The following is a 25,752-nucleotide window of genomic DNA, read 5'->3' on the forward strand; positions in this document are numbered from 1 at the left end:
CAGCGGAACGCGAAGACATTGAGCGTCACCCGTTTGTGGGTGTAGGACGGAGAAGCGATGACTGGTCACCACATAGGTATGTCCGCGCCCGAGGTGATCGGTTCGGGACGTGCGGTGCTCGGCATCGAGTTCGGCTCGACGAATATCAAGGCGAGCCTCATCGGGCCCAACCACGAACAGCTGGCCAGCGGCCAACATGCGTGGGAGAACCAATTTGTGGACCGCCGCTGGACCTATTCACGCGAAGCCATCGTGACCGGTTTGCAAGAGTGCTTCGCCGATCTCGTCAACGAATGCGAACAGCAATACTCGGTGCGCCCCACCCAGTTTGCCGCCATCGGCATTTCGGCCATGATGCACGGCTATCTAGCCTTTGATGATGCGGGTCAGCTCCTTGTCCCATTCCGTACCTGGCGCAATACTTCCACCGAACGGGCCGCCGAAGAACTGAGCCAGGCTCTTGAGTTCAACATCCCTCAGCGCTGGTCAGTAGCCCACTACTACCAGGCACTATTGGACAACGAGGAACATGTTGCTGAGGTGGCTAGCCTCAATACCTTGGCTGGTTTTGTTCATCAGCAGCTCACCGGGCGCCGGGTACTAGGTGCCGGAGACGCCTCGGGTATGTTCCCGCTGGAGAGCTCCGTTCTTGGCTACGACCCCAAATTTTTAGCGGCCTTTGATTCGCTAGCCCAGCGTTTAGGTGCCACTGGCACACTGGCTGAGCTGCTACCTGAGGTGTTGCCTGCCGGAGCCGACGCCGGGAGCCTGACCGCTCAGGGTGCACTGCTGCTTGACCCAAGCGGGCAACTACAACCCGGAGCGCAGTGCTGTCCGCCGGAAGGAGACGCCGGAACCGGAATGGTGGCAACTAACTCCGTCGCCCCACGCACCGCAAACGTCTCGGTCGGAACGTCAATCTTCTCAATGGTGGTCCTCGACGCCGCGCTGCGCGAAGTTCACCCTGAAATTGACATCGTGACCACCCCTACAGGGGATCCGGTCGCCATGGTGCACTGCAATAACGGAGCCAGCGAACTAGCGAGCTGGGCATCTGTCTTCGGGCAATTCGCGTCGGCGCTGGGACAACAGGCCTCGGCGGATGAGGTGTACCAGGCGCTTTTGACCTCGGCGCTAGACGGTGCCGCGGACGGGGGAGGACTCGTTGCCTACAACTACCTTTCCGGAGAACCGGTCACCGGGTTAGCCGAGGGCAGGCCGCTGGTAGTGCGTACCCCCGACTCAACGCTGAATCTTGCAAACTTCATGCGAACTCAGGTGTATTCGATGTTTGCGACCTTGAGCGTGGGAATGGACATTCTTGGCGCAGAGGGTGTCAAAATTCAGAAAATGTTCGCCCACGGTGGCATTTTCCGCACCGCACAGGCCGCCCAAAGGCTCCTCGCGGCGGCACTTAACGTGCCAGTTTCCGTAGGAAGTACGGCACAACACGGTGGACCCTGGGGGATCGCCGTACTGGCCGCATATCGCCACTATGCCGGCACGCACCCAACGGTGAGTCTCGCCGAATATCTGAAGTTGCAGGTATTCGCGAACGCGCAGCTAGATGAGGTAACACCTCTGCCACAGGACGTAGCCGGTTACGCAGACTACCTGCTCACTTACCGGGCGGGGCTGGCCATTGAACGCGCCGCGATTAATGCAATCTAAAAACATTCCCACCGCGGCACCAAGGAGTTCTCAGATGAGCGATGCTCAAGGATTAGCCAAATACTCAGCAGCAATGCGCCAGGAAATTGCGCAAACACGCGAACTCGTCGCACAACTGCACGCGCAGTTGCCGCGTTATGAGCTGGTGGTGTGGACCGCCGGAAACGTCTCGCAACGCGTACGAAATCCCGAGGTTGCCGACGGCAGCGCGGATGTATTTGTCATCAAACCTTCCGGCGTTGCCTACGAGGAATTGACTGCCGAATCCATGGTGGTCTGCACGTTGGATGGGGAGCTCATTGACGGGACCCGCGCCCCATCCTCGGATACTGCCGCGCACGCCTACACCTACCAGCATCTGGCGCATGTTGGCGGTGTGGTGCACACCCACTCGACCTATGCGACCGCATGGGCTGCCCGTGGAGAAGAAATTCCTTGTGTGCTGACCATGATGGCAGATGAATTTGGCGGACCCATTCCGGTGGGGCCATTCGCCATCATTGGTGATGACTCCATCGGCCGAGGCATCGTCCAGACACTGCAAGAGTCGCGTAGCCCGGCGGTACTCATGCAAAACCATGGTCCCTTCACCATTGGCAAAGACGCACGCTCCGCCGTCAAGGCGGCAGTGATGTGCGAAGAGGTGGCCCGTACAGTTCACATCTCCCGCCAATTAGGTGACCCGGTGCCAATGCGCAGCGAAGATATCGACGCACTCTACGCACGCTACCAAAACGTTTACGGACAATAAGCGCTTCTTTCGCGCCCACCTACTTCAATTCGAAAGGACGTCATGAGCAAAGCATATGATTCCAAGGAAATCTGGTTTTTCACTGGAAGCCAAGACCTCTACGGGGAAGAAACCCTGCGTCAGGTCGCCGAGCAGTCGCGCGCAGTTGCCCACACGCTGGGGGATTCCGACCAGGTGCCCGCAAAGGTGATCTGGAAGCCGGTGCTCAAGGATTCCGATTCCATCCGCCGGGCCATGCTGGACGCAAATTCGGATGACAATGTGCTCGGCGTGATTACCTGGATGCACACTTTCAGCCCAGCCAAAATGTGGATTTCGGGTCTGAAAGCACTGACTAAGCCACTGTTGCACCTGCATACTCAGTCCAATGTTGAACTGCCTTGGGAAAGCATTGACTTCGATTTCATGAACCTGAACCAGGCCGCACACGGTGACCGTGAATACGCGTACCTAGCAACTCGTATCGGTGCCACCCGTACCACGGTGGTTGGTCACGTCTCCAACCCGGCGGTAGCCGGACGTATCGGCAACTGGGTGCGGGGCGCCGCAGGCTGGAACGCCACCCAGACGATGAAATTGGTTCGATTCGGCGACAATATGCGCAACGTTGCGGTGACCGAAGGGGATAAAACAGAAGCAGAACTACGCTTCGGCGTCTCGGTGAACACCTGGGCCGTGAACGACCTGGTGGAAGCCGTGGAAGCAGTTTCCGAGCCTGCCGTAGATGAACTCGTTGCAGAATACGAGCGTCAATACGACGTCTCCGCCGAATTGCGTGCCGGCGCCGAGCGTCATGAATCGCTGCGTTATGCCGCTCGACAGGAATTGGCCATCGAGTCCTTCCTGCGTGAGCTAGGTGCATGGGCCTTCACCACCAACTTTGAAGATCTTGGTGGGCTCAAGCAGCTACCGGGCCTCGCGGTACAGCGTCTCATGGGCAAGGGCTACGGCTTCGGTGCCGAGGGCGACTGGAAGACTGCGGTGCTGGTGCGTGCGGCCAAGGTGATGGGAGCCGGGCTGCCCGGTGGTGCCTCGCTGATGGAGGATTACACCTATGATCTGACCCCGGGCAAGGAACTGATCCTCGGCGCGCACATGCTTGAGGTGTGCCCGTCGCTGACCACTACCAAGCCACGAATCGAAATTCATCCGCTGGGTATTGGCGGCCGAGAAGATCCGGTACGCATGGTCTTTAACGCGGACGCGACCACCGGGGCGGTAGTTGTTTCCATGGCCGATATGCGTGAGCGTTTCCGGTTGACCGCCAACGTAGTGGACGTGGTCACTCCGCCACAGGACCTGCCGAATTTGCCGGTGGCACGCGCCGTTTGGCAGCCACGGCCAGACTTCTCCACGTCGGCCGAATCATGGTTGACCGCCGGTGGAGCGCACCACACGGTGATGTCTACGGCCGCCGGTATTGAGGCCTTTGAGGTCTTTGCTGAAATCGCCGGCACCGAATTGTTAGTCATTGACGAGAACACGACGCGTCGCGGGTTCGCCGAACAGGTGCGACTGAACCAGGCGTACTACCGTCTGGCTCAAGGCCTGTAAGAAAAAGAAGAGCTAGGGCCGGCAACAAAAGTTGCCGGCCCTAGCTCTCGATGTGGACGGTCTCAACTTAGTCAGACTCGTCGAACCACGTCCAAGATGCACAAGTCACGAAGAATGTAGCGAGAATCCTTGGCCACGGATCAAGCCTGGATTTCTGAGCGCACTAACACTTCACCGTGAACGTCTTCGACGGTAATTTCTACGGTGAGGTGGTCGCTCGCCACCATTGAATTGAGTCCAGCATTTACGTGAGTGAGGATTTCTTGCTCAATTTCGTGCACGGTGGACCTCGTGAGCATACTTACCGTGCATCTGATTAACCACATAGTATGTGGGATCGAGGTATCGGTGGCTCTGACTTCCGTGTAGTTCAACTGGGTCTTTCGAGATTCGGCGAACTCGGCTCGTATGCGGGTAATGATTTCGGTGGAAGACACTCGTACTGGTTGTCTCGTTTCGGGAGAGGCCGCATCCCAGCTGCGTTGCAAAGGCCGCAAGTTTGAGATTTTATCTAAAACATTGCGCATGAAATCTGGAGTGTTTTCCGCGCTCGAACTAGCCCGCAATTGGGACAGCATCTTGGCGTCTTGATCCTTGAGCCGGCGTCGCTCCTGATGGCACCATCTGCATTCCAGCTCGTGCAGGCTTGGCGCCTCGTCAAGTTTTTGAAGTATGTCATCCGTCGTGCGTCCGCAGGGAAGATTTTTCATGACACCTCCTCAGTGATAAGTTTTCGTGCCCGGGCAATCCGGCCGCGGATGGTCGATTCGGACGTGTTGGTGATGCGGGCAGCTTCCTGATAGCTGAGTTCTTCGAGACAAACGAGCACGAATGCCTGGCGCAAAGCGGAGGGGAGGGTGGCTAGAACACTCCAGGCTCGTTCCGTTTCGCTTCGTTGCACGGCAACATTTTCCGGAGAAAGATGTTCGGGCGCCGCCACCAACGCTAGTTCTTCATCGTCAATCGTGGGGACTTGGTTTTTCGGCGAACGTACACGATCTAAACAGATATTGCGTGCAACCCGGTAGAGCCATGTTTTAAATGCCCCATTCTGATTAAGCGTCGGAAGGCTTTTCCAAACCTTAACCCAGGTGTCCTGAAGCGCGTCGTCCACATCCTGCCAATTGTTGAAAAAAGAGCGGCAATATCTGCGTAAGCCAGGGCTCAGCTCCGCTACTAACGCAGCAAATGCTTGTTGATCCCCTTCACGCGAGCGGCCGACTAAGGCAAGTAACTCGAGTGCTTCCACGCATCACCCCAAATGTGACTTAGATCACTCATATTATGTGTGAGGATATTGTTATGCACCTCGTCTGTATGAGTGTAGGCGAAAATTTCGTCTCGAAAGTAGGAGTGAGAACATGACGCAGTCACAGATGAACGACAAGATCATCAAGCCCACCGGAGAAGAGATTGAGCGTCAGTCGAAGCGTCAGCAAGCGGAACCGGAAGAACAGCTTGTTGGCCCGCTGCATACCCAGCTTGGCAAGACGACTATTGAGGACCGCGTTGTACAGAAAATCGCAAGCATTGCCGCTCGCGAAGTCCCAGGGGTATATGCCATGGGCAACGCAGCACGCCGAACTTTCAATTCCTTGGCAGATCGCATCCCAGGGGCTTCGGCCAACACCGCCGGCGGCGTCAGCGTAGAAAAGGGCGAGCAGCAGACCGCCATCGATGTATCGATTGTAATTTCCTACGGCTTCTCAATCGTCGACGTTTCCAGTGACATCCGTTCAAACATCATTTCGCAGGTCGAACGCGCGACTGGCCTTGAGGTCATTGAAGTGAACATCGACGTTACCGATGTCCACCTGCCAGAAGATGATGAAGACGACAATGAGCCACGCGAAGACCTGAAGTAACCACGGCACCATCGATGAGCAGCGAAGGGAACAACCATGAATCAAATTAGGTGGGGACTAGCCGTGGGGCTAGTCGCGGGATTGCTGATTGCCTTCGGCTCTTTCACCCAATTTATTGTCGTAGCGTTTTTTGTTCTCATCGGTGGAGCGGTTGGCTGGTTCCTGCAGTCTCGCGTCGACTGGGAGCGCTTGTTTATTAATCGTCGGCGGTGAGTGGATTGGTAAGTGAGTTCAATTCCCGTGGCACAACCACCATTGCCACGCAGATATACGCGAAGATTGCTGCCAAGGCAGCCTCTGATATTGCTGGTGTGGGTTCCAGCAGTGGTGGACTGCTGAGCTTGGGCAGGCCCACGGAAATCACCGGACGCCCGCAAGTCGATGCGGAGGTTCTGTGTGGAACCGTAGCTGTTTCCATTAAGGCTGGCTTGCGATACCCGCTGAACATCGAGCAGACCTGCGAGGCCGTGCGGCGCCGAGTGGCAGATGAGCTAAGAGAGTACTTGGGGGTCTCATCTGTCCAGGTAGACATCGACATTTCGTGGCTACACGCGTCGGGAACTTCAGCGAAGGAGAGGCTCCTATTGTGAGTAGGTTTTGGTATATTCGCAGCGCCCGCACCGTGGCATTGCTGCTCATAGCGCTGCTCGTGCTCTCGGTAAGCATTGCTGCACTGGTACTTTGTCAGGTCCGGTTGAGCAGTGGGGCCTGGCCCGAGTGGATTACCGGGTTCCTGGGCGCAGTAAAAGGCATGACGTGGTCGGATGCGGGGTTGCTTGGTGCCGCCATTGGATCTGTAATCGTTGGCCTTTTGCTTCTTGGCGCGGCGGTGATCCCGGGAAAGCGCAAGACAGCGTTGCTGGACTGGGACTCGCAGGAGCTTAGCGAAGAGTGGACGATGGATCCGCGTGGTCTGTCCAACCTTGCGCGGTATGAAGCCGAGCGGACCGATGGTGTCCACAAGGCATCAGTGTCGTTCCGGGCTCAAGAACTGAAAATTCACGTTTCGACGCCGGTTCATGAGGTTGCTGAGGTTAAAAATTCGGTTCAGGAGCATGTGAAAGCCGCCCTGGCAGCGATTCCTTTGTCTCGTGAGGTCAAGGTCAGCGCCAGAGTCCTGATGAAAGGGGAACGGTAACCTTGTGGAAGACTAACGGTGCACGTCAACGCGTAATTCTCGCAGTAGTAGGGCTGATCCTCGTGGCCGCCGGAGCGGCTCTGTATTGGGGCAGGTGGAACGCGCCCAATACTGATCAGCCGGTTTTGAGCGGTCTGGATCACGGGGCCTGGTCGGAGGCAATGCCGTCGATAGTCATTTATACTTCACTGTTCCTCGGATTGCTTGCGGTAGCATCTCTGATTGTCATTTTGTCGACGTTCCCCCGTAAACCGTCAAATCAGAAGTTCATCTATCGCTCGAAAGAGCAATCGGGGATCAGCCGAATCGACACGGGTGTTATTTCGCGTGCAGCGCAGGATGCCGCGAAGGTCCATCCGGAACTCCTTGATGCTTCTATCCGCATCGGTGGCAGTACGGAAAGCCCGGTCCTCTACGCATGGTTCACCCTACGTGTTGACGCTTCCCCGATCGAAAGCATGAATTTGGTCCGCTCCCGCCTAATCCCGGACATGGAGGCCGCCCTGGGTCGAAGTTTTACGCAGAAGCACGTCAAACTGGATTTTGGGTTTAAGAAGTCTGAATCTGATTCCAAGGTAACGCTTAACTAGGTAGGTTGAGCGTCGATTCTGACGAAGTAGTTGAGCTAGCTGCGCGATTATTGCCCAGAAGCGCAGTGCTTGGTTGCCTCAGCGGAGAAATAATTATATTCAGTGGCCGTCACCGGAGTTTATCCGGGGATGGCCACTGCCGTTTTAGTATCGAAGTTATTTAGCTTGTTAGCTGCAGGCAAATAATCAATGGCAACGATGGGCAGCTTTTGTCGTCCGGGGCACTTGTTACCCTTGAGTAGGCGTAATTTTCCCTGCCGACGGCTAAATTTTCTGTCCTCTCGCGCTGAAGTTGGCGGCCTAAGTTTGAGAAATAAAAATTCTTCTCCAAAAAAGTGGCTCAAAGCACGTTGTTAGCGCTAACATAGTGTGAGCCCGGTCGCACCGCCGGAGCGAATCGGAACACGCAGGAGGAAAAGATGGCACGGAATAACTGGGCTCGCCGAGCGGTAGTAACGTTCGGATCCCTAGCACTGGTCGGCTCTTTGGCCGCATGTGGCGGTGGCGGAGCAGGAAGTGGCGACGCAGCCGGTGGCGACAGCAAGGCACCTGAAGATATCCAGGTCGGTGTCGCCATGCCAACCGAAACCTCCGAGCGTTGGATTGCCGACGGCGAAGCCGTGAAGTCCCAGCTTGAAGAAGCCGGCTACGAGGTCTTCATGCAGTTCGCCAACGATGACATCCCGACTCAGCAGCAGCAGATCGACCAGATGATCACCAAGGGTGCCGACATCCTTGTGGTCGCCTCCATCGATGGCACCGCACTGTCCAGCCAGTTGCAGGCTGCAGCTGACCAGGACATTCCGATCATTTCCTATGACCGCCTGATCAACGGCACCGAAAACGTTGACTTCTACGTCACCTTCGACAACTACAAGGTAGGTGTGCAGCAGGCTACCTCGCTGCTGACCGGCCTAGGCCTTGTCGATGATAAGGGCGAGAAGACCGGGAAGAAGGGCCCGCTGAATATCGAGCTCTTCGCCGGCTCCATCGATGACAACAACGCTCACTTCTTCTGGAAGGGTGCCATGGATACCCTGAAGCCATTTATGGATGACGGCACCTTGGTAGTCAAGTCCAAGCAGACCAAGATCGAACAGGCAGCTACCCTGCGCTGGAGCCAGGAAGAAGCCCAGAGCCGCATGGAGGACTTGATCACCGCGCACTACGCCGGTGGCAAGACCAAGATTGACGGTGTGCTTTCGCCATTCGACGGAATCTCCCGTGGCATCCAGACCGCATTGACCAACGCTGGCTACGGCAAGTCCATCAAGGACGGTCTGCCAATCATCACCGGTCAGGACGCCGAGATCGCTTCGGTGAAGCTGATCGATGACGGCGTGCAGTACTCGACCATCTTCAAGGACACCCGCAAGCTGGCTTCCCAAGCAGTCACGGCTGTGAAGTCCTACGCGGAGGGTACCGAGCCGGAAGCTAATGACACCGAATCCTATGACAACGGCAAGAAGGTTGTTCCTTCCTTCCTGCTTGATTCGGACGTCGTGACCGCCGACAACATCAGCTCGTTGCTGGTTGACTCCGGTTACTACACCGCCGCTGAGGTCAAGGCAGGACAGACCAAGTAGTACTCGGTGTACGACGCGTTGGCGGGTGCTGAAACTTAGTACCCGCCAACGTAGTCACCACGCAACTTGCAGTACAAAGATCACGACAAGGACGGCGCCAGTATGGACAGCACCATCCTGCAGATGCAGGACATCACCAAGACATTCCCCGGGGTCAAAGCCTTAGACGGAGTAAACCTTTCCGTCAGGCAAGGTGAAATCCACGCCATCTGCGGCGAAAACGGGGCCGGCAAATCAACCCTTATGAAGGTGCTCTCCGGCGTCTATCCACACGGCAGCTACGACGGAAAAATTCTCTTCAACGGTCATGAGCTCAAGGCTTCGAGCATCAAGGATTCCGAAGCCGAAGGCATCGTGATCATTCACCAAGAATTGGCTCTGGTGCCCTACCTGTCGGTTGCCGAGAACCTCTTCCTTGGCAACGAGACCAAGCGCCGCGGACTGATTGACTGGCAAGAAGCAAACCAGCGTGCCGCCAAGTTGCTGGCCCGCGTGGGCTTGGCAGAGTCACCGGTTACTCCGGTCGGACAGCTCGGAGTTGGCAAGCAGCAGCTGGTGGAAATCGCCAAGGCGCTGAACAAGGACGTGAAGCTGCTCATCCTTGACGAGCCAACCGCCGCCTTGAACGATGACGACTCCGAACACCTGCTTCACCTGCTGCGCGAACTACGGGAGCAGGGAATTACCTGCATCATCATTTCGCATAAGTTGGGCGAAATTGAAGATATCGCCAATAACACCACGATTATCCGTGACGGCCAGACCGTGGAGTCCCTCGACATGGCAGACCCCGGATCCACGCAGAGTCGGATCATCCAGGGCATGGTGGGACGCGCCCTCTCGGCGCGTTACCCAGACCGGGAACCGGATATCGGACAAGTGGTCTTCGAGGTACGCGACTGGTCGGTGCACCATCCCACACAGCATGAACGCGTAGTAGTCGACAAGGCCTCACTGGACGTACGCGCCGGAGAAATTGTTGGCATTGCCGGACTTATGGGTGCAGGACGCACCGAACTGGCCATGAGCATCTTTGGCCACAGCTACGGACGCGGCATTTCCGGCACCGTGCTGATGGACGGACGGCCGGTAGACACCTCCACCGTAGGCAAAGCCATCAAGGCTGGTATTGCCTACGTTTCCGAGGACCGCAAAAAATTCGGACTGAACTTACTCGAAGACATTCGCGTGAACACCACCGCCGCCGGGCTCGGAAAGATCTCTTCGCGCGGGTTTGTCAACGGCAACAAGGAAATCCAGATTGCCGAGCATTACCGAAAATCCATGCGTATTAAGGCGCCGAGCGTGCTGGCTAAAACCGGCAACCTCTCCGGCGGCAACCAGCAGAAGGTAGTACTGGGCAAATGGCTGCACACCGCACCGGAACTGTTGATCTTGGATGAACCAACCCGCGGTATCGACGTCGGTGCAAAGTACGAGATCTACACGATCATCAATGAGCTTGCTGCCTCCGGTAAGGCGGTGCTGGTGATCTCCTCGGAGCTGCCCGAACTGCTGGGTATCTGCGACCGTATCTACACCCTTGCTTATGGCCGAATGACCGGCCAACTCCCGAAAAGCGAAGCCACCCAGGAACGCCTCATGGAGCTTATGACCATCGAGAAGGAAAACGTCCGATGACACTGAAAACCGAGCTGAAAGACATTTTCACCAAGAATTTGCGCACCAGTGGCATCTATATTGCCTTCGTGCTCATCGTGGTGCTCTTTACCATCATGACCGACGGGCTGCTGCTCAGCCCGATCAACCTGACAAACATTGTGTTGCAGTACTCTTACGTACTGATCTTGGCCCTGGGCATGATTATGGTCATTGTCGCCGGACATATTGACCTGTCGGTGGGTTCGCTGGTCGCCTTAACCGGTGCGGTCTCCGCGGTACTGGTGATCAAGACCGGGGCCCCGTGGTGGGTTGGTATCCTGGCGGCGGTAGCCGTGGGTGCTTTATGCGGTGTGTGGCAGGGATTCTGGGTAGCCTATGTGGGCATCCCGGCGTTCATCGTCACGTTGGCCGGCATGCTGCTGTTCCGTGGCTTGACCTATGAAGTGCTCAACAACGTCTCACTGTCCCCATTCCCTGGTGAATACCAGCAGGTGGCCGGCGGCTTCCTGAACGGTCTGCTCGGCGGTTACGGCTTTGACATGTTCACCGTGCTGATCGGCGTGGTGGCCGTGGCAGGTCTAGTGTGGTCGCAGTACAGCACTCGTCGTGGACGGGTGAAGTTTGGCCAGGACGTCGAGTCGATGACCATGTTCATCGCCAAAAACGCATTGTCGGCGATCGTGATTCTGTGGTTCTTCTGGCAGATCGCCATCAGCCGCGGCATGCCAATCGTGCTGATTATTCTTGGCGTACTGGTGATCGCCTACCACGTGTTGACCACACGGACCGTCTTCGGCCGCCACATTTACGCCATTGGCGGCAACCTCTCGGCTGCTCGGCTTTCGGGAGTCAACGTCAAGAAGGTCAACTTCTGGATCTTCATTAACATGGGCATGCTCGCCGGTGTGGCCGGAGCGGTCTTCTCCTCGCGTTCCAATGGTGCACAGCCCGGCGCAGGTAACATGTTTGAGCTGGACGCCATCGCTGCCTGTTTCATCGGTGGCGCCTCGACAACCGGCGGTGTGGGCCGGGTAACTGGTGCAATCGTTGGTGGTTTGGTGATGGCGGTACTGTCCAACGGTATGCAGCTGATGGGTGTGGGTGCTTCGGCCCAGCAAATCGTCAAGGGCCTGGTGCTCTTGCTCGCCGTTGCCTTTGACATCTACAACAAGCGCCGCGCAGGCGAAGCCAGCTAAGCGCCTTGAACCCTCCTGCCGGTTCACCTTGGCTCACGCCTGACAAAGGACCTGCGGGAGGGTTCAGCTATGTCCTGAGCACAGCGAAAACTAGGAAAGAAAAGATATGCAGGCGGAATTGAAGGACCTCACCGCAAATGGGCAGCTGATCAACCTTGCAGCCCATGGCTACAGTGCGCAGATCGCCACCATCGGAGCCACCGTGGTGAACCTGGAATACCGCCAGCGTCCGTTAGTGCGCAGTTTTGACCCGCAGTCACAACGCCCGGTGTACTCCGGCGCAACGCTTGCCCCATGGCCAAACCGGGTTATCGACGGCCGGTACAGCTGGCAGGGCACAGAGTATCAGCTACCTCTCACCGAGGTGACTCGCGGACACGCACTGCACGGGTTGGTGTACCTCTCGGATTTCTCGATCCTCAGCCAAAGCGCCGAGCGGGTGGAATTAGAGGTACTGATCCCGAAGCAGGAAGGTTACCCCTTCGCCTTGCTGCTGCGCGTGAATTATCAGCTTGAGCCCTCCGGGCTGCGCAGTACCATCAACGCCACAAACCTAGGCGATCTTCAGGCTCCCTATGGCTTTGGCTCCCACTGTTATCTGGTGGCTCCCGGGGACCGCGTGGATGACTGGACCCTGCATGTTCCGGCGCAGCAAGTTCAGCAGGTCAGCGGCGAGCGCCTGTTACCGGAAGATGTCATCGCGGTGGCAGGAACGAACCTTGATTTTAGTTCCCCGCGCATCATTGGGGACACCTTTATCGACCACGCGTTTACCGACTTGCGGGGCACAGGGGGACGGCACTACCGCGTTGAGCTCAGGGATCAGCACGGTGTGGGTAGTTACATCAGCTTTGATGAAAGCTGCCCATGGGTGCAGGTGCATACTGCGGATCAGCAAGACCCGGCGTTGAACCGTACCGGCTTAGCCATAGAACCCATGAGCTGTCCACCAGCAGCGTTTAATGATGGCACCGACGTCATTAGTTTGGCTCCCGGAGCTAGCCATCATGCCGCGTGGGTCATCGGCGCCATCCAACCACACTAAAAGCCCGCACCGGCAGTCTTTTTACCGCCTGGAACCATCCACTTACTGGAGCAGCAAATGCCACAGGGCACACAGCACAATCGGTCACTCACCGCACACCGTACCCACCATCTGGCCGATGGCCGCGAAGCAATCTTCTTCGCCGACCACGGGCATACCGTTCCCGAGCAGGTCAGCGACCAGCGTTCGCTGGATCCTCGCGGGGAGCCTGGCGAACTACGTTTTGACCAGTTGACGGGGGATTGGGTAGCGGTAGCGGCACACCGTCAGGCGCGCACCTACCTTCCACCTAAGGAAGACTGCCCGCTGTGCCCAAGTACCGAAACCCGGCATAGTGAAATTCCGGCCAGCGAATTTGATGTGGTCGTCTTCGAGAATCGTTTCCCCTCCCTGGGCCCTGTTCTGGGAGAAGTCCCGGATCCCGCAGAAGCGGCCGAACTTCCGGCCGGGGCCGTGGCTGCGGCAGGCCGCTGCGAGGTAGTGGTCTTCACCTCTGACCATGCCGGATCCTTCGCTTCCTTGGCTGACGGCAGGGCTCGCACGGTCATCGACGCCTGGGTGCAACGCACCGAGGATCTCTCGGCGAAAACCGGGATCAAACAGGTTTTTGTTTTTGAAAATCGGGGACAGGATATCGGGGTGACCTTGCATCACCCGCACGGGCAGATCTACGCCTACCCCTATGTCACACCGACCGCGCAGAAGATGGCCGAGCAAGCACGCAAACACCTAGCTTCCACCGGTAAAAACCTGCTGGGCCAAATCCTGGAAGATGAACTGGCTGACGGTTCGCGAATCGTGAGCCAGGGTGAACACTTCACGGTGTTCGTCCCCTACGCATCGCGCTGGCCGTTAGAAGCGCATCTGGTCCCGCACCGCCATGTACCTGACCTTGCTGCCTTGAATGAGGCAGAAAAAGCCGAGTTGGCCATCATGTATCGCGATTTAATGCGCCGTTTTGACGCGCTTTATGAGACCCCTACCCCTTATATTGCTGCGTGGCATCAGGCGCCGCTCAACGCTGCGGACCGTGCGGCTTCCCGACTGCATCTGCAGCTGACCAGTCCGCGCCGGGCGGCAGATAAACTTAAGTTCCTTGCCGGTTCCGAAGCCGCCATGGGTGCCTTCATCAATGACGTGCCTGCCGAGCAGACCGCAGCACGCCTGCGCGAGGTGAAACTGTGAACACCGCCTTTACCGTGCAGCGCGCCCAAACGCTGCAGCAAAAATTTGTGGACACCTTTGGGCAGACGCCTGACGGAATCTGGCGAGCGCCGGGACGTGTGAATCTCATCGGTGAGCACACCGATTACAACCTTGGTTTTGTGCTGCCCTTCGCCATTGACAAGAACGCGCTGGTGGCGGTGCGACGCAAAGCTGCAAACGAAACTCAAAGCTACCAATTCGCCTCCACTTATGGTGCGCAAAATACGGTGGAAATCACCGAGATTCTCCACGAAAATCTAGTACCAGGCGCGGTGCCCGGTTGGGCTGCCTACCCGGCTGCGGTTGCCTATGTTTTGGATCAGCTGCCGCAGGTTCAGCTGGGCGGATTTGAGCTGCTGGTTGATTCCAACGTTCCGGTCGGTTCGGGACTCTCCTCTTCGCACGCCATTGAGGTCGGAACCATTGTGGCGCTCAACGACCTCTTTGAGCTGGGACTTAATCTGAAAGAAATGGCGCGGTTGACCCAACGTGCTGAGAACGAATTTGTGGGTGCACCGACGGGCATTATGGATCAAAGTGCGTCACTGATGTCCGGGGCGGAACATGCGCTGTTCTTGGATTGCCGAACTCTTGATTCACAGCTCGTTCCGTTGCCGTTGGATGAACATCACTTGGTGGTGCTGGTGATCGATACGCGGGTGGAACACTCGAATTCTGACGGTGGCTACGGTGCGCGCCGGGCCAGCTGCGAACAAGCAGCCAGTGAGTTAGGAGTTGAATCTCTGCGAGATGTCCAAGATATTGGACGGCTAGAAAATCTTGAACCGTTGGTCCGGCGCCGAGCCACACATATCGTCACCGAAAATCAGCGGGTACTGCACACCGTTAAAGCACTACGTGCCGCCGATATGAACGCCGTAGGCCAATTACTCAACGCCTCTCATGTTTCGATGCGTGATGATTATGAAATTTCCTGCCCCGAACTGGATCTTGCGGTCAGTGTTGCGCAGGGCGCCGGGGCGCTCGGAGCCCGAATGACCGGTGGCGGGTTCGGTGGCAGTGCCATCGCGTTAATTTCCGAAGATAAGATCGACTTGGTGAGCGAAGCAATCACGGATGCTTTTGCTGGGGCTGGATACCGCAGTCCCACAATATTCACGGTCATTGCAGATGAAGGTGCAGGAAGTCTATGAGTTGGTTAGTCACCGGCGGTGCCGGATATATCGGATCCCATGTGGTGCGTTGCCTCGATGAGGCAGGGCTTAAACCGGTCATCGTGGATTCAATGAGCAGTGGAATCCGCTCCTTTGCGCCTGCGCATGTGCCGTTCTACGAGGCGAGCGTGCTGGACCGTGCGGAACTGGTACGAATTATGGAGGCGCATTCAATTACCGGTGTCATCCACTTGGCTGGTTACAAGTATGCGGGAGAATCAGTGAAATTCCCGTTGCTCACCTTTGAGCAGAATGTCACCGGGACCTCCCGCCTCCTCGAAGCAATGCACGAGGCGGGAGTAAAGAACATGGTCTTCTCCTCCTCCGCGGCAGTTTATGGAACGCCGAGCGTTGCACTGGTTACCGAGCAGACCGCCACCGAACCGGAGTCACCTTACGGGCAAAGCAAACTCATCGGAGAATGGCTGATTCGTGATCAGGGGATTGCCACCGGACTGAAGCACACCAGTCTGCGCTACTTTAATGTGGTGGGTTCTGGCTCCGAAGAGCTCTATGACGCGAGCCCGCACAACCTGTTCCCACTGGTATTCGCAGCGCTCAACTCCGATGCCACACCAAAAATCTTCGGTACCGACTACGACACCCCCGACGGCACCTGCGTGCGCGACTACGTGCACGTGGCAGACCTGGCGCTAGCCCATGTGGAAGCCGCTAAAAAGTTCGAAGCGGACCAGGGCTTGGAGCCGGTGTACAACCTCGGTTCGGGTGATGGAGTGTCCGTGCGAGAAATCATGGATGCCGTAGCGCGGGTGACCGGGAACCAGTTCCAGCCGCTGCTGGAACCACGGCGCTCTGGAGACCCTGTTCGGATTGTTGCTGACGGCCAGTTAGCTGCCCGCGATCTAGGCTGGGCTATGCGCCACAGCTTGGACCAGATGGTTGATAGCGCGTACCGAGCCTCACACGCGTTGACTCCTGCCAAGGAAGCCTAAAGATCGACGGCGTTGTCCAAAACCGGTAGCTGCTTGCGTGCGGTCACCACTTCGGTCAAATCCAGCTCCACTACCAGGAGTTCTGGAGCCGCGCCGGCCTGGGCAAGAACCTCGCCCAGCGGCCCCACTGCGATGGAGTGGCCGACCCCAAGCGGAGCGCTGCTCTTTGGTTCTTGTCCCATGCTCAACGGGTCCGCTTGATCCACCGCGAGCACAAAGGTGGTCGAGTCCAAGGCGCGTGCTTGGGCCAATGCGGTCCATTGCTCAACTTTGCGTGCTCCGGCGCCCCAGGAAGCCGAGACGAGGCTGACCTGCGCTCCCTGCCTGGCATGATGCGTGAACAACTGCGGGAAGCGGATGTCGTAACAGGTCGCCAAGCCGAAGGTGACCTCATCGATTACAAACTGCACTGGGCGCTCGCCGGGGGTCACCGTGTCCGATTCGGAGAAGCCGAATGCGTCGTAGAGATGAATTTTGTCGTAGTGGGTGTCGGCGTCGGGTCCGGTAACCAAGAGCGTATTGCGTACGTGTCCTGCGGTGCCCGGGGTGAACATTCCCACGACAATGTTGATGCCGATATCCCGGGCGAGCTGCTTGACGAGCGTGGCCCAGGGACCGCCTAGCGGCTCGGCGATGTTCGTCAGGGAATGGCCAAAGCAGATCTGCATGGCCTCGGGGAAGATCACCAATTTCGCATCTTGCGCTGCTGCCTGTTTGGCGTAGTCACGGATGATGGCGAGATTGTGCATCGGATTGGCGGTGCTAAGCACCTGTGCCATGGCGATTTTCATCTTAGGCAGTTTCCCTTCCCTGAGGTGTTCTGGCAACGCGTACGTGCTGCTTCTGACTCTACGGAAGGACCCTGAGCACTGGCAATCCCGGCTCAACCACGTCATTGTGGAATTTGCTGCTGACCGGAGCTGTTGCACCGGCGAATCCCCAGATTTCGGGATAAAACGACACAAAAAGTGTGAGACGCAGTCTCATTGGTGGTTGATCATCTCAGAGTAGAGTTATTGTCATGAGCGTAAGCATGCGTACCAGGGTCCGAGCCAAAATGCGCTCCGAGCTCGCGCTGCAGATGTATCCACTGTTTGCAGAGCAGGGAATTGAGACTGTCACCGCAGAACAGGCAGCCAAAGAAGCCGGTATTTCACGGGCAACGTTTTTCCGATATTTCTCATCTAAAGAAGAAGCAGTTGTCACTGCCTTGCATGCTGTGGGCACAGATTTAACGTCCGTGATGGAGCAGCTGGAACCACGAAGCGGAGAAAGCACTCTAGAAATGCTTCGGCGTTGTTTTGAAGCTTCGGTCATCGCCGCCGAGTCGGATCCATCGACGGTTCGTAGCCGCACGCAGCTGGTGCTCTCTTCGCCTTCCTTGCGCGCAGCATGGTCAATGCAACGCCGTGAGACGGAAAAGTCTTTGGCTGAGGCACTGAACGAACACTGTGGAAATCTACGGTTAGCCCAAACGGCAACGGTGATCGCACTGACATTGCATGAACATGCCTTGATGCGCTGGCTGGAAAGCGACGACATTTCCTTGAGAGATGCGCTTGATGAAGCTTTCGACTATGCGGCCATGCTTGATACTCCGCGGTAGTGGAGATTGAGCTGAAACTAGCGTTTATCGTGTACTCATCTGCTGTTCTTCGCGTCCTTTAGACACCGAGTAAATGTCTTTCTGACGTTCGCCGGCAACTCGGCTTGCTAATGCGTCTAAATCCGTCAGAGCTTGCGCGCTGAGTTTCAGAGAAATCGCGGAGACATTCTCCTCCAGGTGCGAGATGAAACGTGTTCCCGGAATCGGTGCCATGGCTACATTGAACTTGCGGCCTTGCTCATAGACCCAGGCCAGCGATAGCTGCCCGGGGGTGATCTTTTCATCGTGTGCAATGGAGAAGATTTCGTCGCGAAGCGTGAGGTTAGAGTCGATGTTTTCCGCGGCGAAGCGGGGGAAATTATGTCGAATATCCTCTTTGGGTAGCTGCTCCAGCGATTCGGCGGCACCGTTAAAGAATCCGCGTCCGAGAGAGGCGTAGGGAACTACGCCGACCCCTAGTTCGCTTGCTGCGGGCAGTAGCCACTTTTCGATGTCACGGCTAAATAGCGAGTATTCCATCTGTATCGCGGTGATTGGGTGAACCTGATGCGCACGTTGGAGTTCGTGGGTCGTGACCTCGGACAGGCCAATGTGCTTGATCTTCCCAGCCTGTACTAGCTCGGCGTAGGCGCCTACGGTTTCTTCGATAGGAACGCGGCTGTCCACCCGGTGGTAGTAGTACAGATCAACTTCGTCGACTCCCAGGCGCTGCAGGCTCTCGTCCAGGCAATTTTTGATAAATGCAGGATCGCCGTTTGCGCGTGGATCTCCGGGGTTCTTGGGCCGAACGATACCTGCCTTGGTTGCAAGGGTGACCTCGTCGCGGCGTGTTTTGAGCACCTGAGAAAGCAGTGCTTCGCTGTGCCCTGCCCCGTAGATATTTGCGGTGTCCAGGAAAGTGACGCCGATATCCAATGCATGATTGACCATGCTCACAGACTCGACGTCGTCAGCTGAACCGTAGACGCCGCTGACCGACATGCACCCGAGTCCTTGTTCGGATACCTGCAGTCCTTGACCGAGATTGATGCTGGAAAGCGTTCGTTGATCCTGCGCCATGGTGTTCCTCTGGTTGCCGTCAGTTCTCTGTGCCGAGACTACCGGCGGAGGGGTGGTGCCCGGCAAGAAGTAATGCGCAATATGTCGGCAGGTGAAGACTGCGCGATCGCCCTATAAAGGAGGACAACGGATCCCAGCAGCTGCGAGATTCTCTGATCAGTCGAGATCTATCATCCCTGCATAGCCGAGTGCCGCCAGATCAATTAATCAGAGACAGCGATGAGCTGACGCCCGAGCTCCGCAGCTGCCTGGTGCAATTCCGGAACTGCCTGCACGATGAATTCCTGATTGACGCGGGTTACTGGCCCGGAGACAGAGATCGCCATCGGTGTTGGTGCTCCGGGGACCGGAACAGAAATGCAGCGAACCCCTAATTCCTGTTCTTCATCATCCATTGCGTAGCCGCGTTCGCGGGTCGCCTCCACATCGGTGAAAAGCTTGCCGAGCGTGGTGATGGTCTTCGGGGTTTTTGGCGGCATGCCCGATTGCGAGACCAGGCGCTGTACGCGTTCATCATCAAGTACGGAGAGTACCGCTTTACCGACACCCGAGTTGTGCAACATTGCGCGGCGGCCAACTTCAGTGATCATGCGCATCGAGTGAGGGGACTGCGCCTGGGCAATATAGGTGACCATGTCGCCATCGAGTACTGCGATATTTGCAGATTCGCCCAGTTTTCCTACAAGTTCCTTTAATACTGGCGAAGCCAGTGCTCCGAGCTGCCGATTAGCGACTTCGCCCAGACGGATCAAGCGTGGGCCTAGTGAGTAGCGGCGGTTGGGAAGCTGGCGAACGTAGCCGACCCCGACGAGAGTCCGCAATAAGCGGTGAATCGTGGGTAGCGGCAGCGGAGACTCGAGCGCTAGCTCGCTCAATGCCGCTTCTCCTCCGGCGCGGGCAATAACCTCTAGTAGCTCAAAGGCGCGTTCGACCGACTGGACACCACTGGTTGCCTTTGTTGGGGTCTGTGTCATGTCTTGCTCCTAGTAACTTGATGTTGCGAACCGCGAACTTCTGCAATGCGGAATCTTTCCCTTTAGATTACCGCTAAAACCGCAAAACATTCCACGATCCGAAAAAACTGTCCGAATTTATGTGAAGTGGCGGACAAAAAGCTCTTGCAATTTCATTTTATAGATAATAGTATCCACTATACGGAAACTTTTTGGAGGAGGGGCGGAATGGTGGTCTTGAGCGTAGAGCAGTCGTTGATGATTCGAGTGCAGACTTCAGCCTCGAATTTGGCAATGAAGCTATTGACTTCCACCATCCGGACGTTCGTCGCTGAATCCGCCAAACCCAACTCCATACGCATTACCTCGCGGGTTGCACCGCAAGAGCAAAATTTCGGGTTCAGCAGTCTCTAAAAGACGAAAGAATCCACCAGTAGAAAATGTCGCCGGAACACGACACCAATAGGTTAAGGAGCACCATGACCATCTCAATCTCACGCATCCCAGAGGTAAACGGAGCGGAAGAAATTCTCAGCATCGAGGCGCTAGCCTTCATCGAGAAGCTGCATGAAAAGTTCGCGGACACCCGTAATAACCTGTTGGACGCACGCAGCGTACGCCGCCAAGAATTCTCCGACGCCCGCGCCATCGACTTTGATCCGGAAACCGAGCACGTACGCACCGGAGACTGGAAGGTCGCCGAAGCGCCGGAAGCGTTGCGCGACCGCCGTGTGGAAATCACCGGTCCGGCCTCCCCGGCCAAGATGGCCATCAACGCGCTGAACTCAGGCGCGAAGGTCTGGTTGGCTGACTTGGAAGATGCTTCCACCCCTAACTGGTCAAATGTCATTGATGCAATCGCTAACCTGTCAGCCGCCGCCCGTGGCACCCTGGCCTTCACCGATGAGAAGAGCGGCAAGTCCTACGCACTGCGCAACGACGCCCCACTCGCGGTAGTAGTGGTACGCCCACGTGGGTGGCACCTGCCAGAAAATAATGTGCTGATCAATGGCAAACCTGCCATCGGCGCGCTGGTGGACTTCGGTCTGCACTTCTTCCACAACGCGAAGGTGCTCGCCGAGTCCGGCCAAGGCCCGTTCTACTACCTGCCAAAGATGGAGCACTACCTGGAGGTACGCCTGTGGAATGAGGTCTTCACCTTCGCGCAGGAACAGCTCGGCATTGATTACGGCACCGTGCGTGCCACGATGCTCATTGAAACCATCCCGGCAGCATTCCAGATGGAAGAATTCCTCTACGAACTACGCGACCACGTTTCGGGACTAAACGCCGGACGCTGGGACTACCTATTCTCGATTATCAAGACCTTCCGTGAAGCCGGCGAAGCGTTCATCATGCCTGACCGCTCCGCGGTCTCGATGACAGCGCCAATGATGCGCGCCTACACCGAACTGCTGGTGAAGACCTGCCACAAGCGTGGTGCCTTCGCCATGGGTGGCATGGCAGCCTTCATCCCCAACCGCCGTGAACCAGAAGTCACCGCCGCAGCCTTTGCGAAGGTCCGTGAGGATAAGACCCGCGAGGCCAATGACGGATTTGATGGTTCCTGGGTGGCCCACCCGGATCTGGTGGACATCTGCAAGGAAATCTTCGATTCGGTGCTCGGGACCAAGCCAAACCAGATCGATCGCCAGCGCCCAGAAGTTGAGGTCACTGCCGCTCAGCTTCTGGACATCGCCAGTGCACCCGGAGATGTTACCGAGGCAGGCGTGCGCGCCAACCTCTACGTCGCGGTGAACTACGTGGCCGTGTGGCTTTCGGGCAATGGTGCGGTCGCCATCCACAACCTGATGGAAGACGCCGCTACCGCAGAAATTTCCCGCTCACAGATCTGGCAGCAGATCCGTAACAAGGTTGTTGCCGCTGATACCGGTAACACCATCACCGCGCAGCTGGTCTCCGGCATTTTGGCGGAAGAAGTTGAACGTCTGCGTTCGGAAGTTAATAACGAGGAACAGTTCACCGCCTACTACCAGCCGGCAGCTGAGCTGATTGCGCGGCTGACCAGTGGTAAGGATGAGGACTTCGCCGACTTCTTGACCACTCCAGCCTACGAACTATTGGATAAGGAATTCGTGACCAAACCATGAGTAATCTCTTCGATGAGTCAACCCTCGCTGCCGTAGAAGCGCAACTGGCCGATACCGACAAACTCTTGCGTGAGAACTATCCAGGCGATAGCGGAGCACGTCAGCCGGTGCACACCGTGTATGTGCCCGGGGACCGTTTCACCGGTGAATTAACCGCGCAGTGGGGAACTAACGCGCTCACGGCCGCCGGGGGAGCTGCGGGGTTGCGTGAACTAGCCACTCGGTTAGGTTATGCGCAGCCAGAGAAGCTCGGTGCCCTGGTGGCAGCCAAGCTTGAGGGTGAACCCATCGAAGATTTACGCCTCGACTTTGAGGATGGTTACGGCAACAGGCCGGATGCCGAGGAGGACGCGCACGCACTTGCCGCCGCCGACTCGGTATCCGCCGCCGTGGCCGCCGGGCAAGCTCCTGCCTGCATCGGTATTCGTTTTAAATGCTTCGAAGCCCCCACCCGGGCCCGTGGTATCCGCACCCTTGACTTGTTTATATCCCGGCTAGTGGCCAACGGTGGGTTACCTGCAGGATTACGCTTGACCTTGCCCAAGGTCAGTACGGTCACGCAAGTCCAGGCGATGGTATTCCTTGCAGAGAAACTTGAAGCAAACCACGGTCTGGATGCCGGGCGGATCCGCTTTGAGGTGCAGGTGGAAACGCCGCAGGCAATTATTGCTGCGGATGGAACCCACCCGGTAGCCCAATTGATCCACGCGGGTAAGGGCAGAGTCTCCTCCCTGCACTACGGTACTTATGATTACTCGGCGTCGCTGTCGGTAGCCGCCGCCTATCAGTCCATGGAACACCCGGTCGCGGACTTCGCCAAGGACGTCATGCAGGTTGCTGTGGCCGGCACCGGGGTGGAACTCTCAGATGGATCCACCAATATCATCCCGGCAGGAGACCCGGAGAATATCGCCGCCGCTTGGGCCTTGCACGCTCGGTTGGTGCGTCGTCACCTGGAACGCGGGATCTATCAGGGCTGGGATATGCACGCCAACCACCTGCCTACCCGTTATCTAGCGACCTTCGCATTCTTCCGCGAAGGGTTGAGCGCCGCGGCCACACGATTGCGTAACTACGTACACCAGATCGACTCGACGATTATGGACGAACCCGCCACCGCCAGGGCCTTGGCCCGTTATATCCACCGCGGACTCAGCTGCGGCGCGGTGTCCGTGGAGGAAGTCCAAGAACTTGCCCAGATCTCGGCCGCCGAGCTTGAAGCCATCGCCTTAAATCGAACCCATGCCTAGGAGGAAAATCATGACTGCAGCAGCCACACACAAAGCCCCGTATTACACGAACTTCGGTGGGCACCCGCCACAAACCGAACTCTTGACCGATCGCGCCATCGTGACCGAGGCCTACACCGTCATCCCCAAGGGCGTTTTGCGTGACATTGTCACCAGTGTGTTCCCCGAATGGAGCAACACCCGTGCCTGGGTTCTCAACCGTCCGATAGCCGGAGGCGCGACCACTTTCTCCCAGTCAATCCTTGAAGTTGCTCCCGGCGGAGCCGCTTCCAAGCCGGAGCCGCAGGCCGAAGTTTCGGGATTTATCTTTGTTCTCGGCGGGGAACTGACCCTAGTTATCGAGGGACAGGAGCATGTGTTGGTTGATGGCGGTTACGCCTATCTTCCTGCCGGAGCTACCTGGTCTGCCCGCAACGACGGCGGCGAAGTGGCAAGCTTCCACTGGATCCGCAAGCGTTATGAGCCGGTGGCTTGTATTTCCGCTCCGGGTCCGGTAGTGGGCAACGAACGCGACGTGGAACCAGGTGAAATGCCTGGCACTGAGGGTAAATGGCGGACCACCCGGATGCTTGATCCGAATGACATTGCCTTCGATTTTGGCGTGAATATCGTGACCTTTGAGCCCGGAGCTTCGATTCCCTTCGCAGAAACTCATGTCATGGAACATGGCCTGTATGTGCTCGAAGGCAAGGGCGTCTACCGGTTGAACGGTGACTGGGTCGAGGTGGAGGCGGGGGACTACATGTCACTGCGCGCCTTCTGCCCACAGGCTTGTTATGCCGGGGGACCGAGTAACTTCCGCTACCTGTTGTACAAGGATCAGAACCGCCAGGTCGCTTTGTAAGCTGCTAAAAAATGTAGGCTGCGGAACTGAAAAGTTCCGCAGCCTACAGTAGGTCTGTGCCGGTGCTACCAGGCAGGCAGAACCGGGATTGGGCCATCGGCTTCAATATGCCGGGCCTGGCCGCGGGCCAGCCACTCGATGAAACCTTCACGGTCTGAACGAACTTGCAGCGCACCGTCACCGATAACCCATTCGTCGCCTTCTTCGCTGAGCAGCGTCATGCCTGGGGCGTTCTTCACACGCATGGTGCGCACTGCTGCCTCGACGGCGTTCTCCTGTGAATCAGGATCGGCTTCTTCGATGGTCCATGCGGTTTGCAGGTCATGGTGGTGGATGACTACCTCGGCGATGCGCAGTGCCACGATGGACGTTGCAGGGATGATCTTGCCGTGCAGATCAACCTCGTCAACGGCTAGTTCACCGGTGAGGCGTTCGGACTGTTCGGCGAAGTAGCTGGCTGCGTCGCGGAAGCGGGAAAGCAGTTCGTCGCCGGGCAACGCTGCAAGTTCGGCAATTTCCGCGTTGCGTGCTTCGGTGGACGCGTAAAGCTGCTGCGGTTCGCCACTGATCGCCCAATCGATGAGCTTGACCAGGGTGCGGCCATTGGAGGCAAGGTGGGCGATGACGTGGGCGCGGCTCCAACCCTCACAGAGGGAGTCGGCTGCAAGTTCCTCGGCAGACAACGTGTCAATCGTGGCCATCATCATTGAGGTTTCACGGTTCAGGCGGGACAGGTCTGAGTGCAATCGGGCGGTGTTGATCATGGTGTCACCCTACCAATGTGGGGTTTGAAATAGCACGGGAAAGTCCTTCTATATCAAACGAGTATCGCCGCGAACCCGGGAAGTTCTATTCGGGGAGCGGCGCGCAAGAATCCAGTATTGAAGATTAGCGATCTAATGTTCAGGAGTAAGAGCTGATGCGCTCAAAACCTTCGGTAATGCAGTTGAAACTAAAAGTAAGGGACACCAGCCCGCCCATCTGGCGCAGGGTATTGGTTCCGTCATCGATGCGATTAGACCAGCTGCACCAAGTGATCCAATACAGCTTCGGATGGTACGACGCACACCCGCACCAGTTTGAACTTGATGGTGTCAGCTACGGCGCTACGGATTCCGAGAATTTGTCGGACCTTGAAGAATCCACTGTGTGCCTTGGGCACCTTCCATGGTCTCGACGAGCCATCCTCGATTACGTTTATGACTTTGGCGATTACTGGGAAGTGCGCATTGAACTAGAACAGGTTCTCTTTGACGACGGCGGTGATCTGCCACGCTGCATCGGCGGGCGCCGTATGGCCCCGCGCGAAGACTCCGGCGGCCCGCTGGGTTGGGCCATGGTCATTGAAGCGTTAAAAGATCCAAACCATCCTGACCTTGCGGAGTACCGCGAGTGGCTACTGCTCCGTGAAGGTGAGCAGTTTGATGCCGCACTTTTTGATAAGCAGCAAATCAACGAAATGTTCGACTACGCCAGATAGTTGCCGAGCTGGACGCGGTGAGCCTGTGGATAAACGTGTAAAAACCTTTACATGTTTTCCAGTGCCACTATGCGCACCCGCATTGACCGAAAGCTA

26 protein-coding genes are annotated in these 25,752 nt (G+C 57.1%); 20 read left to right on the forward strand and 6 right to left on the reverse strand.

Features of this window, described 5'->3' with window-relative positions:
• Positions 1-57: 57 nt before the first annotated feature.
• From VJ369_RS00160 to araA, 3 genes are read left to right on the forward strand one after another with little or no spacing between them, the layout of a single operon-like run.
• Entirely contained in the window at positions 58-1,671 is a 1,614-nt protein-coding gene (locus tag VJ369_RS00160) for a xylulokinase (protein WP_324090138.1), read from the forward strand.
• A gap of 34 nt (positions 1,672-1,705) precedes the next feature.
• Positions 1,706-2,422 (forward strand): L-ribulose-5-phosphate 4-epimerase, encoded by a 717-nt coding sequence (locus VJ369_RS00165; RefSeq protein ID WP_324090139.1) that lies wholly within the window; start codon positions 1,706-1,708, stop codon positions 2,420-2,422.
• A 42-nt stretch (positions 2,423-2,464) separates the two neighbouring features.
• Entirely contained in the window at positions 2,465-3,976 is a 1,512-nt protein-coding gene (gene araA, locus VJ369_RS00170) for an L-arabinose isomerase (protein ID WP_324090140.1), read from the forward strand.
• A 140-nt stretch (positions 3,977-4,116) separates the two neighbouring features.
• Here the strand turns inward: araA and VJ369_RS00175 are convergent, their stop codons facing one another.
• Both VJ369_RS00175 and VJ369_RS00180 read right to left on the reverse strand, forming a co-directional pair.
• A complete protein-coding gene (locus VJ369_RS00175) occupies positions 4,117-4,686 on the reverse strand; it encodes a hypothetical protein (protein ID WP_324090141.1) in 570 nt (189 codons plus the stop codon).
• Positions 4,683-5,225, reverse strand: a complete 543-nt coding sequence (locus tag VJ369_RS00180) for an RNA polymerase sigma factor (protein WP_324090142.1) — start codon at positions 5,223-5,225, stop codon at positions 4,683-4,685. Before VJ369_RS00180 ends, VJ369_RS00175 begins: the two co-directional genes overlap by 4 nt.
• A gap of 112 nt (positions 5,226-5,337) precedes the next feature.
• On the opposite strand from VJ369_RS00180, the gene VJ369_RS00185 reads away from it, so the two are divergent.
• The 12 genes from VJ369_RS00185 to galE all read left to right on the forward strand — a co-directional run bounded on the left by VJ369_RS00185 (position 5,338) and on the right by galE (position 16,353).
• A complete protein-coding gene (locus VJ369_RS00185; RefSeq protein ID WP_324090143.1) occupies positions 5,338-5,841 on the forward strand; it encodes an Asp23/Gls24 family envelope stress response protein in 504 nt (167 codons plus the stop codon).
• A gap of 36 nt (positions 5,842-5,877) precedes the next feature.
• The gene (locus VJ369_RS00190) at positions 5,878-6,054 is read left to right on the forward strand and encodes a hypothetical protein (protein ID WP_324090144.1); all 177 of its coding nucleotides are present in this window, start codon (positions 5,878-5,880) and stop codon (positions 6,052-6,054) included.
• Positions 6,051-6,431: an Asp23/Gls24 family envelope stress response protein gene (locus tag VJ369_RS00195; protein WP_324090145.1), complete on the forward strand. Its 381-nt coding sequence runs from the start codon at positions 6,051-6,053 to the stop codon at positions 6,429-6,431. The genes VJ369_RS00190 and VJ369_RS00195 overlap by 4 nt, the downstream gene beginning before the upstream one ends.
• Positions 6,428-6,979, forward strand: coding sequence for a DUF6286 domain-containing protein (locus tag VJ369_RS00200; RefSeq protein WP_324090146.1), 552 nt, complete (start codon positions 6,428-6,430; stop codon positions 6,977-6,979). Before VJ369_RS00195 ends, VJ369_RS00200 begins: the two co-directional genes overlap by 4 nt.
• Before the next feature lie 2 nt (positions 6,980-6,981).
• Entirely contained in the window at positions 6,982-7,569 is a 588-nt protein-coding gene (locus VJ369_RS00205) for a hypothetical protein (RefSeq protein ID WP_324090147.1), read from the forward strand.
• A gap of 419 nt (positions 7,570-7,988) precedes the next feature.
• Positions 7,989-9,155 carry a multiple monosaccharide ABC transporter substrate-binding protein gene (gene chvE, locus VJ369_RS00210; protein WP_324090148.1) on the forward strand — a complete coding sequence of 389 codons (1,167 nt, stop codon included), beginning with the start codon at positions 7,989-7,991 and terminating at the stop codon, positions 9,153-9,155.
• Between the two features lie 102 nt (positions 9,156-9,257).
• Positions 9,258-10,796: a multiple monosaccharide ABC transporter ATP-binding protein gene (gene mmsA, locus VJ369_RS00215; protein WP_324090149.1), complete on the forward strand. Its 1,539-nt coding sequence runs from the start codon at positions 9,258-9,260 to the stop codon at positions 10,794-10,796.
• The gene (gene mmsB, locus VJ369_RS00220; protein WP_324090150.1) at positions 10,793-11,974 is read left to right on the forward strand and encodes a multiple monosaccharide ABC transporter permease; all 1,182 of its coding nucleotides are present in this window, start codon (positions 10,793-10,795) and stop codon (positions 11,972-11,974) included. Before mmsA ends, mmsB begins: the two co-directional genes overlap by 4 nt.
• Positions 11,975-12,080: 106 nt before the next feature.
• Entirely contained in the window at positions 12,081-13,019 is a 939-nt protein-coding gene (locus VJ369_RS00225) for an aldose 1-epimerase family protein (protein WP_324090151.1), read from the forward strand.
• A 57-nt stretch (positions 13,020-13,076) separates the two neighbouring features.
• The gene (galT, locus tag VJ369_RS00230; protein ID WP_324090152.1) at positions 13,077-14,204 is read left to right on the forward strand and encodes a galactose-1-phosphate uridylyltransferase; all 1,128 of its coding nucleotides are present in this window, start codon (positions 13,077-13,079) and stop codon (positions 14,202-14,204) included.
• Positions 14,201-15,379, forward strand: coding sequence for a galactokinase (gene galK / locus VJ369_RS00235; RefSeq protein ID WP_324090153.1), 1,179 nt, complete (start codon positions 14,201-14,203; stop codon positions 15,377-15,379). Before galT ends, galK begins: the two co-directional genes overlap by 4 nt.
• Positions 15,376-16,353 (forward strand): UDP-glucose 4-epimerase GalE, encoded by a 978-nt coding sequence (gene galE / locus VJ369_RS00240; RefSeq protein WP_324090154.1) that lies wholly within the window; start codon positions 15,376-15,378, stop codon positions 16,351-16,353. Before galK ends, galE begins: the two co-directional genes overlap by 4 nt.
• Here the strand turns inward: galE and VJ369_RS00245 are convergent.
• Entirely contained in the window at positions 16,350-17,144 is a 795-nt protein-coding gene (locus VJ369_RS00245; protein WP_324090155.1) for a carbon-nitrogen hydrolase family protein, read from the reverse strand. The genes galE and VJ369_RS00245 overlap by 4 nt on opposite strands.
• A gap of 230 nt (positions 17,145-17,374) precedes the next feature.
• Here VJ369_RS00245 and VJ369_RS00250 point away from each other — a divergent pair, with 230 nt between their 5' ends.
• Positions 17,375-17,959, forward strand: coding sequence for a TetR family transcriptional regulator (locus tag VJ369_RS00250; RefSeq protein WP_324090156.1), 585 nt, complete (start codon positions 17,375-17,377; stop codon positions 17,957-17,959).
• A 24-nt stretch (positions 17,960-17,983) separates the two neighbouring features.
• On the opposite strand, the gene VJ369_RS00255 is transcribed toward VJ369_RS00250, so the two are convergent.
• Together VJ369_RS00255 and VJ369_RS00260 are read right to left on the reverse strand one after the other, a co-directional pair.
• Positions 17,984-19,018 carry an aldo/keto reductase gene (locus VJ369_RS00255; protein WP_324090157.1) on the reverse strand — a complete coding sequence of 345 codons (1,035 nt, stop codon included), beginning with the start codon at positions 19,016-19,018 and terminating at the stop codon, positions 17,984-17,986.
• A 203-nt stretch (positions 19,019-19,221) separates the two neighbouring features.
• Positions 19,222-19,992, reverse strand: coding sequence for an IclR family transcriptional regulator (locus tag VJ369_RS00260; RefSeq protein WP_324090158.1), 771 nt, complete (start codon positions 19,990-19,992; stop codon positions 19,222-19,224).
• Positions 19,993-20,450: 458 nt separating this feature from the next.
• Between VJ369_RS00260 and aceB the strand changes: the two genes are divergently transcribed.
• The 3 genes from aceB to VJ369_RS00275 are packed head-to-tail and all read left to right on the forward strand — an operon-like array spanning position 20,451 to position 24,176.
• Entirely contained in the window at positions 20,451-22,082 is a 1,632-nt protein-coding gene (aceB, locus tag VJ369_RS00265) for a malate synthase A (protein WP_324090159.1), read from the forward strand.
• Positions 22,079-23,332, forward strand: coding sequence for a DUF6986 family protein (locus VJ369_RS00270; protein WP_324090160.1), 1,254 nt, complete (start codon positions 22,079-22,081; stop codon positions 23,330-23,332). Before aceB ends, VJ369_RS00270 begins: the two co-directional genes overlap by 4 nt.
• A gap of 10 nt (positions 23,333-23,342) precedes the next feature.
• The gene (locus VJ369_RS00275) at positions 23,343-24,176 is read left to right on the forward strand and encodes a bifunctional allantoicase/(S)-ureidoglycine aminohydrolase (RefSeq protein ID WP_324090161.1); all 834 of its coding nucleotides are present in this window, start codon (positions 23,343-23,345) and stop codon (positions 24,174-24,176) included.
• 65 nt (positions 24,177-24,241) lie between these two features.
• Here the strand turns inward: VJ369_RS00275 and VJ369_RS00280 are convergent, their stop codons facing one another.
• Entirely contained in the window at positions 24,242-24,940 is a 699-nt protein-coding gene (locus VJ369_RS00280; protein ID WP_324090162.1) for a maleylpyruvate isomerase family mycothiol-dependent enzyme, read from the reverse strand.
• A 155-nt stretch (positions 24,941-25,095) separates the two neighbouring features.
• Between VJ369_RS00280 and VJ369_RS00285 the strand changes: the two genes are divergently transcribed.
• Positions 25,096-25,656 (forward strand): plasmid pRiA4b ORF-3 family protein, encoded by a 561-nt coding sequence (locus VJ369_RS00285; protein WP_324090163.1) that lies wholly within the window; start codon positions 25,096-25,098, stop codon positions 25,654-25,656.
• The last annotated feature ends 96 nt before the right edge of the window (positions 25,657-25,752 follow it).

Origin of the sequence: Glutamicibacter sp., from assembly GCF_035257265.1 — a bacterium.
Classification (GTDB): domain Bacteria; phylum Actinomycetota; class Actinomycetes; order Actinomycetales; family Micrococcaceae; genus Glutamicibacter.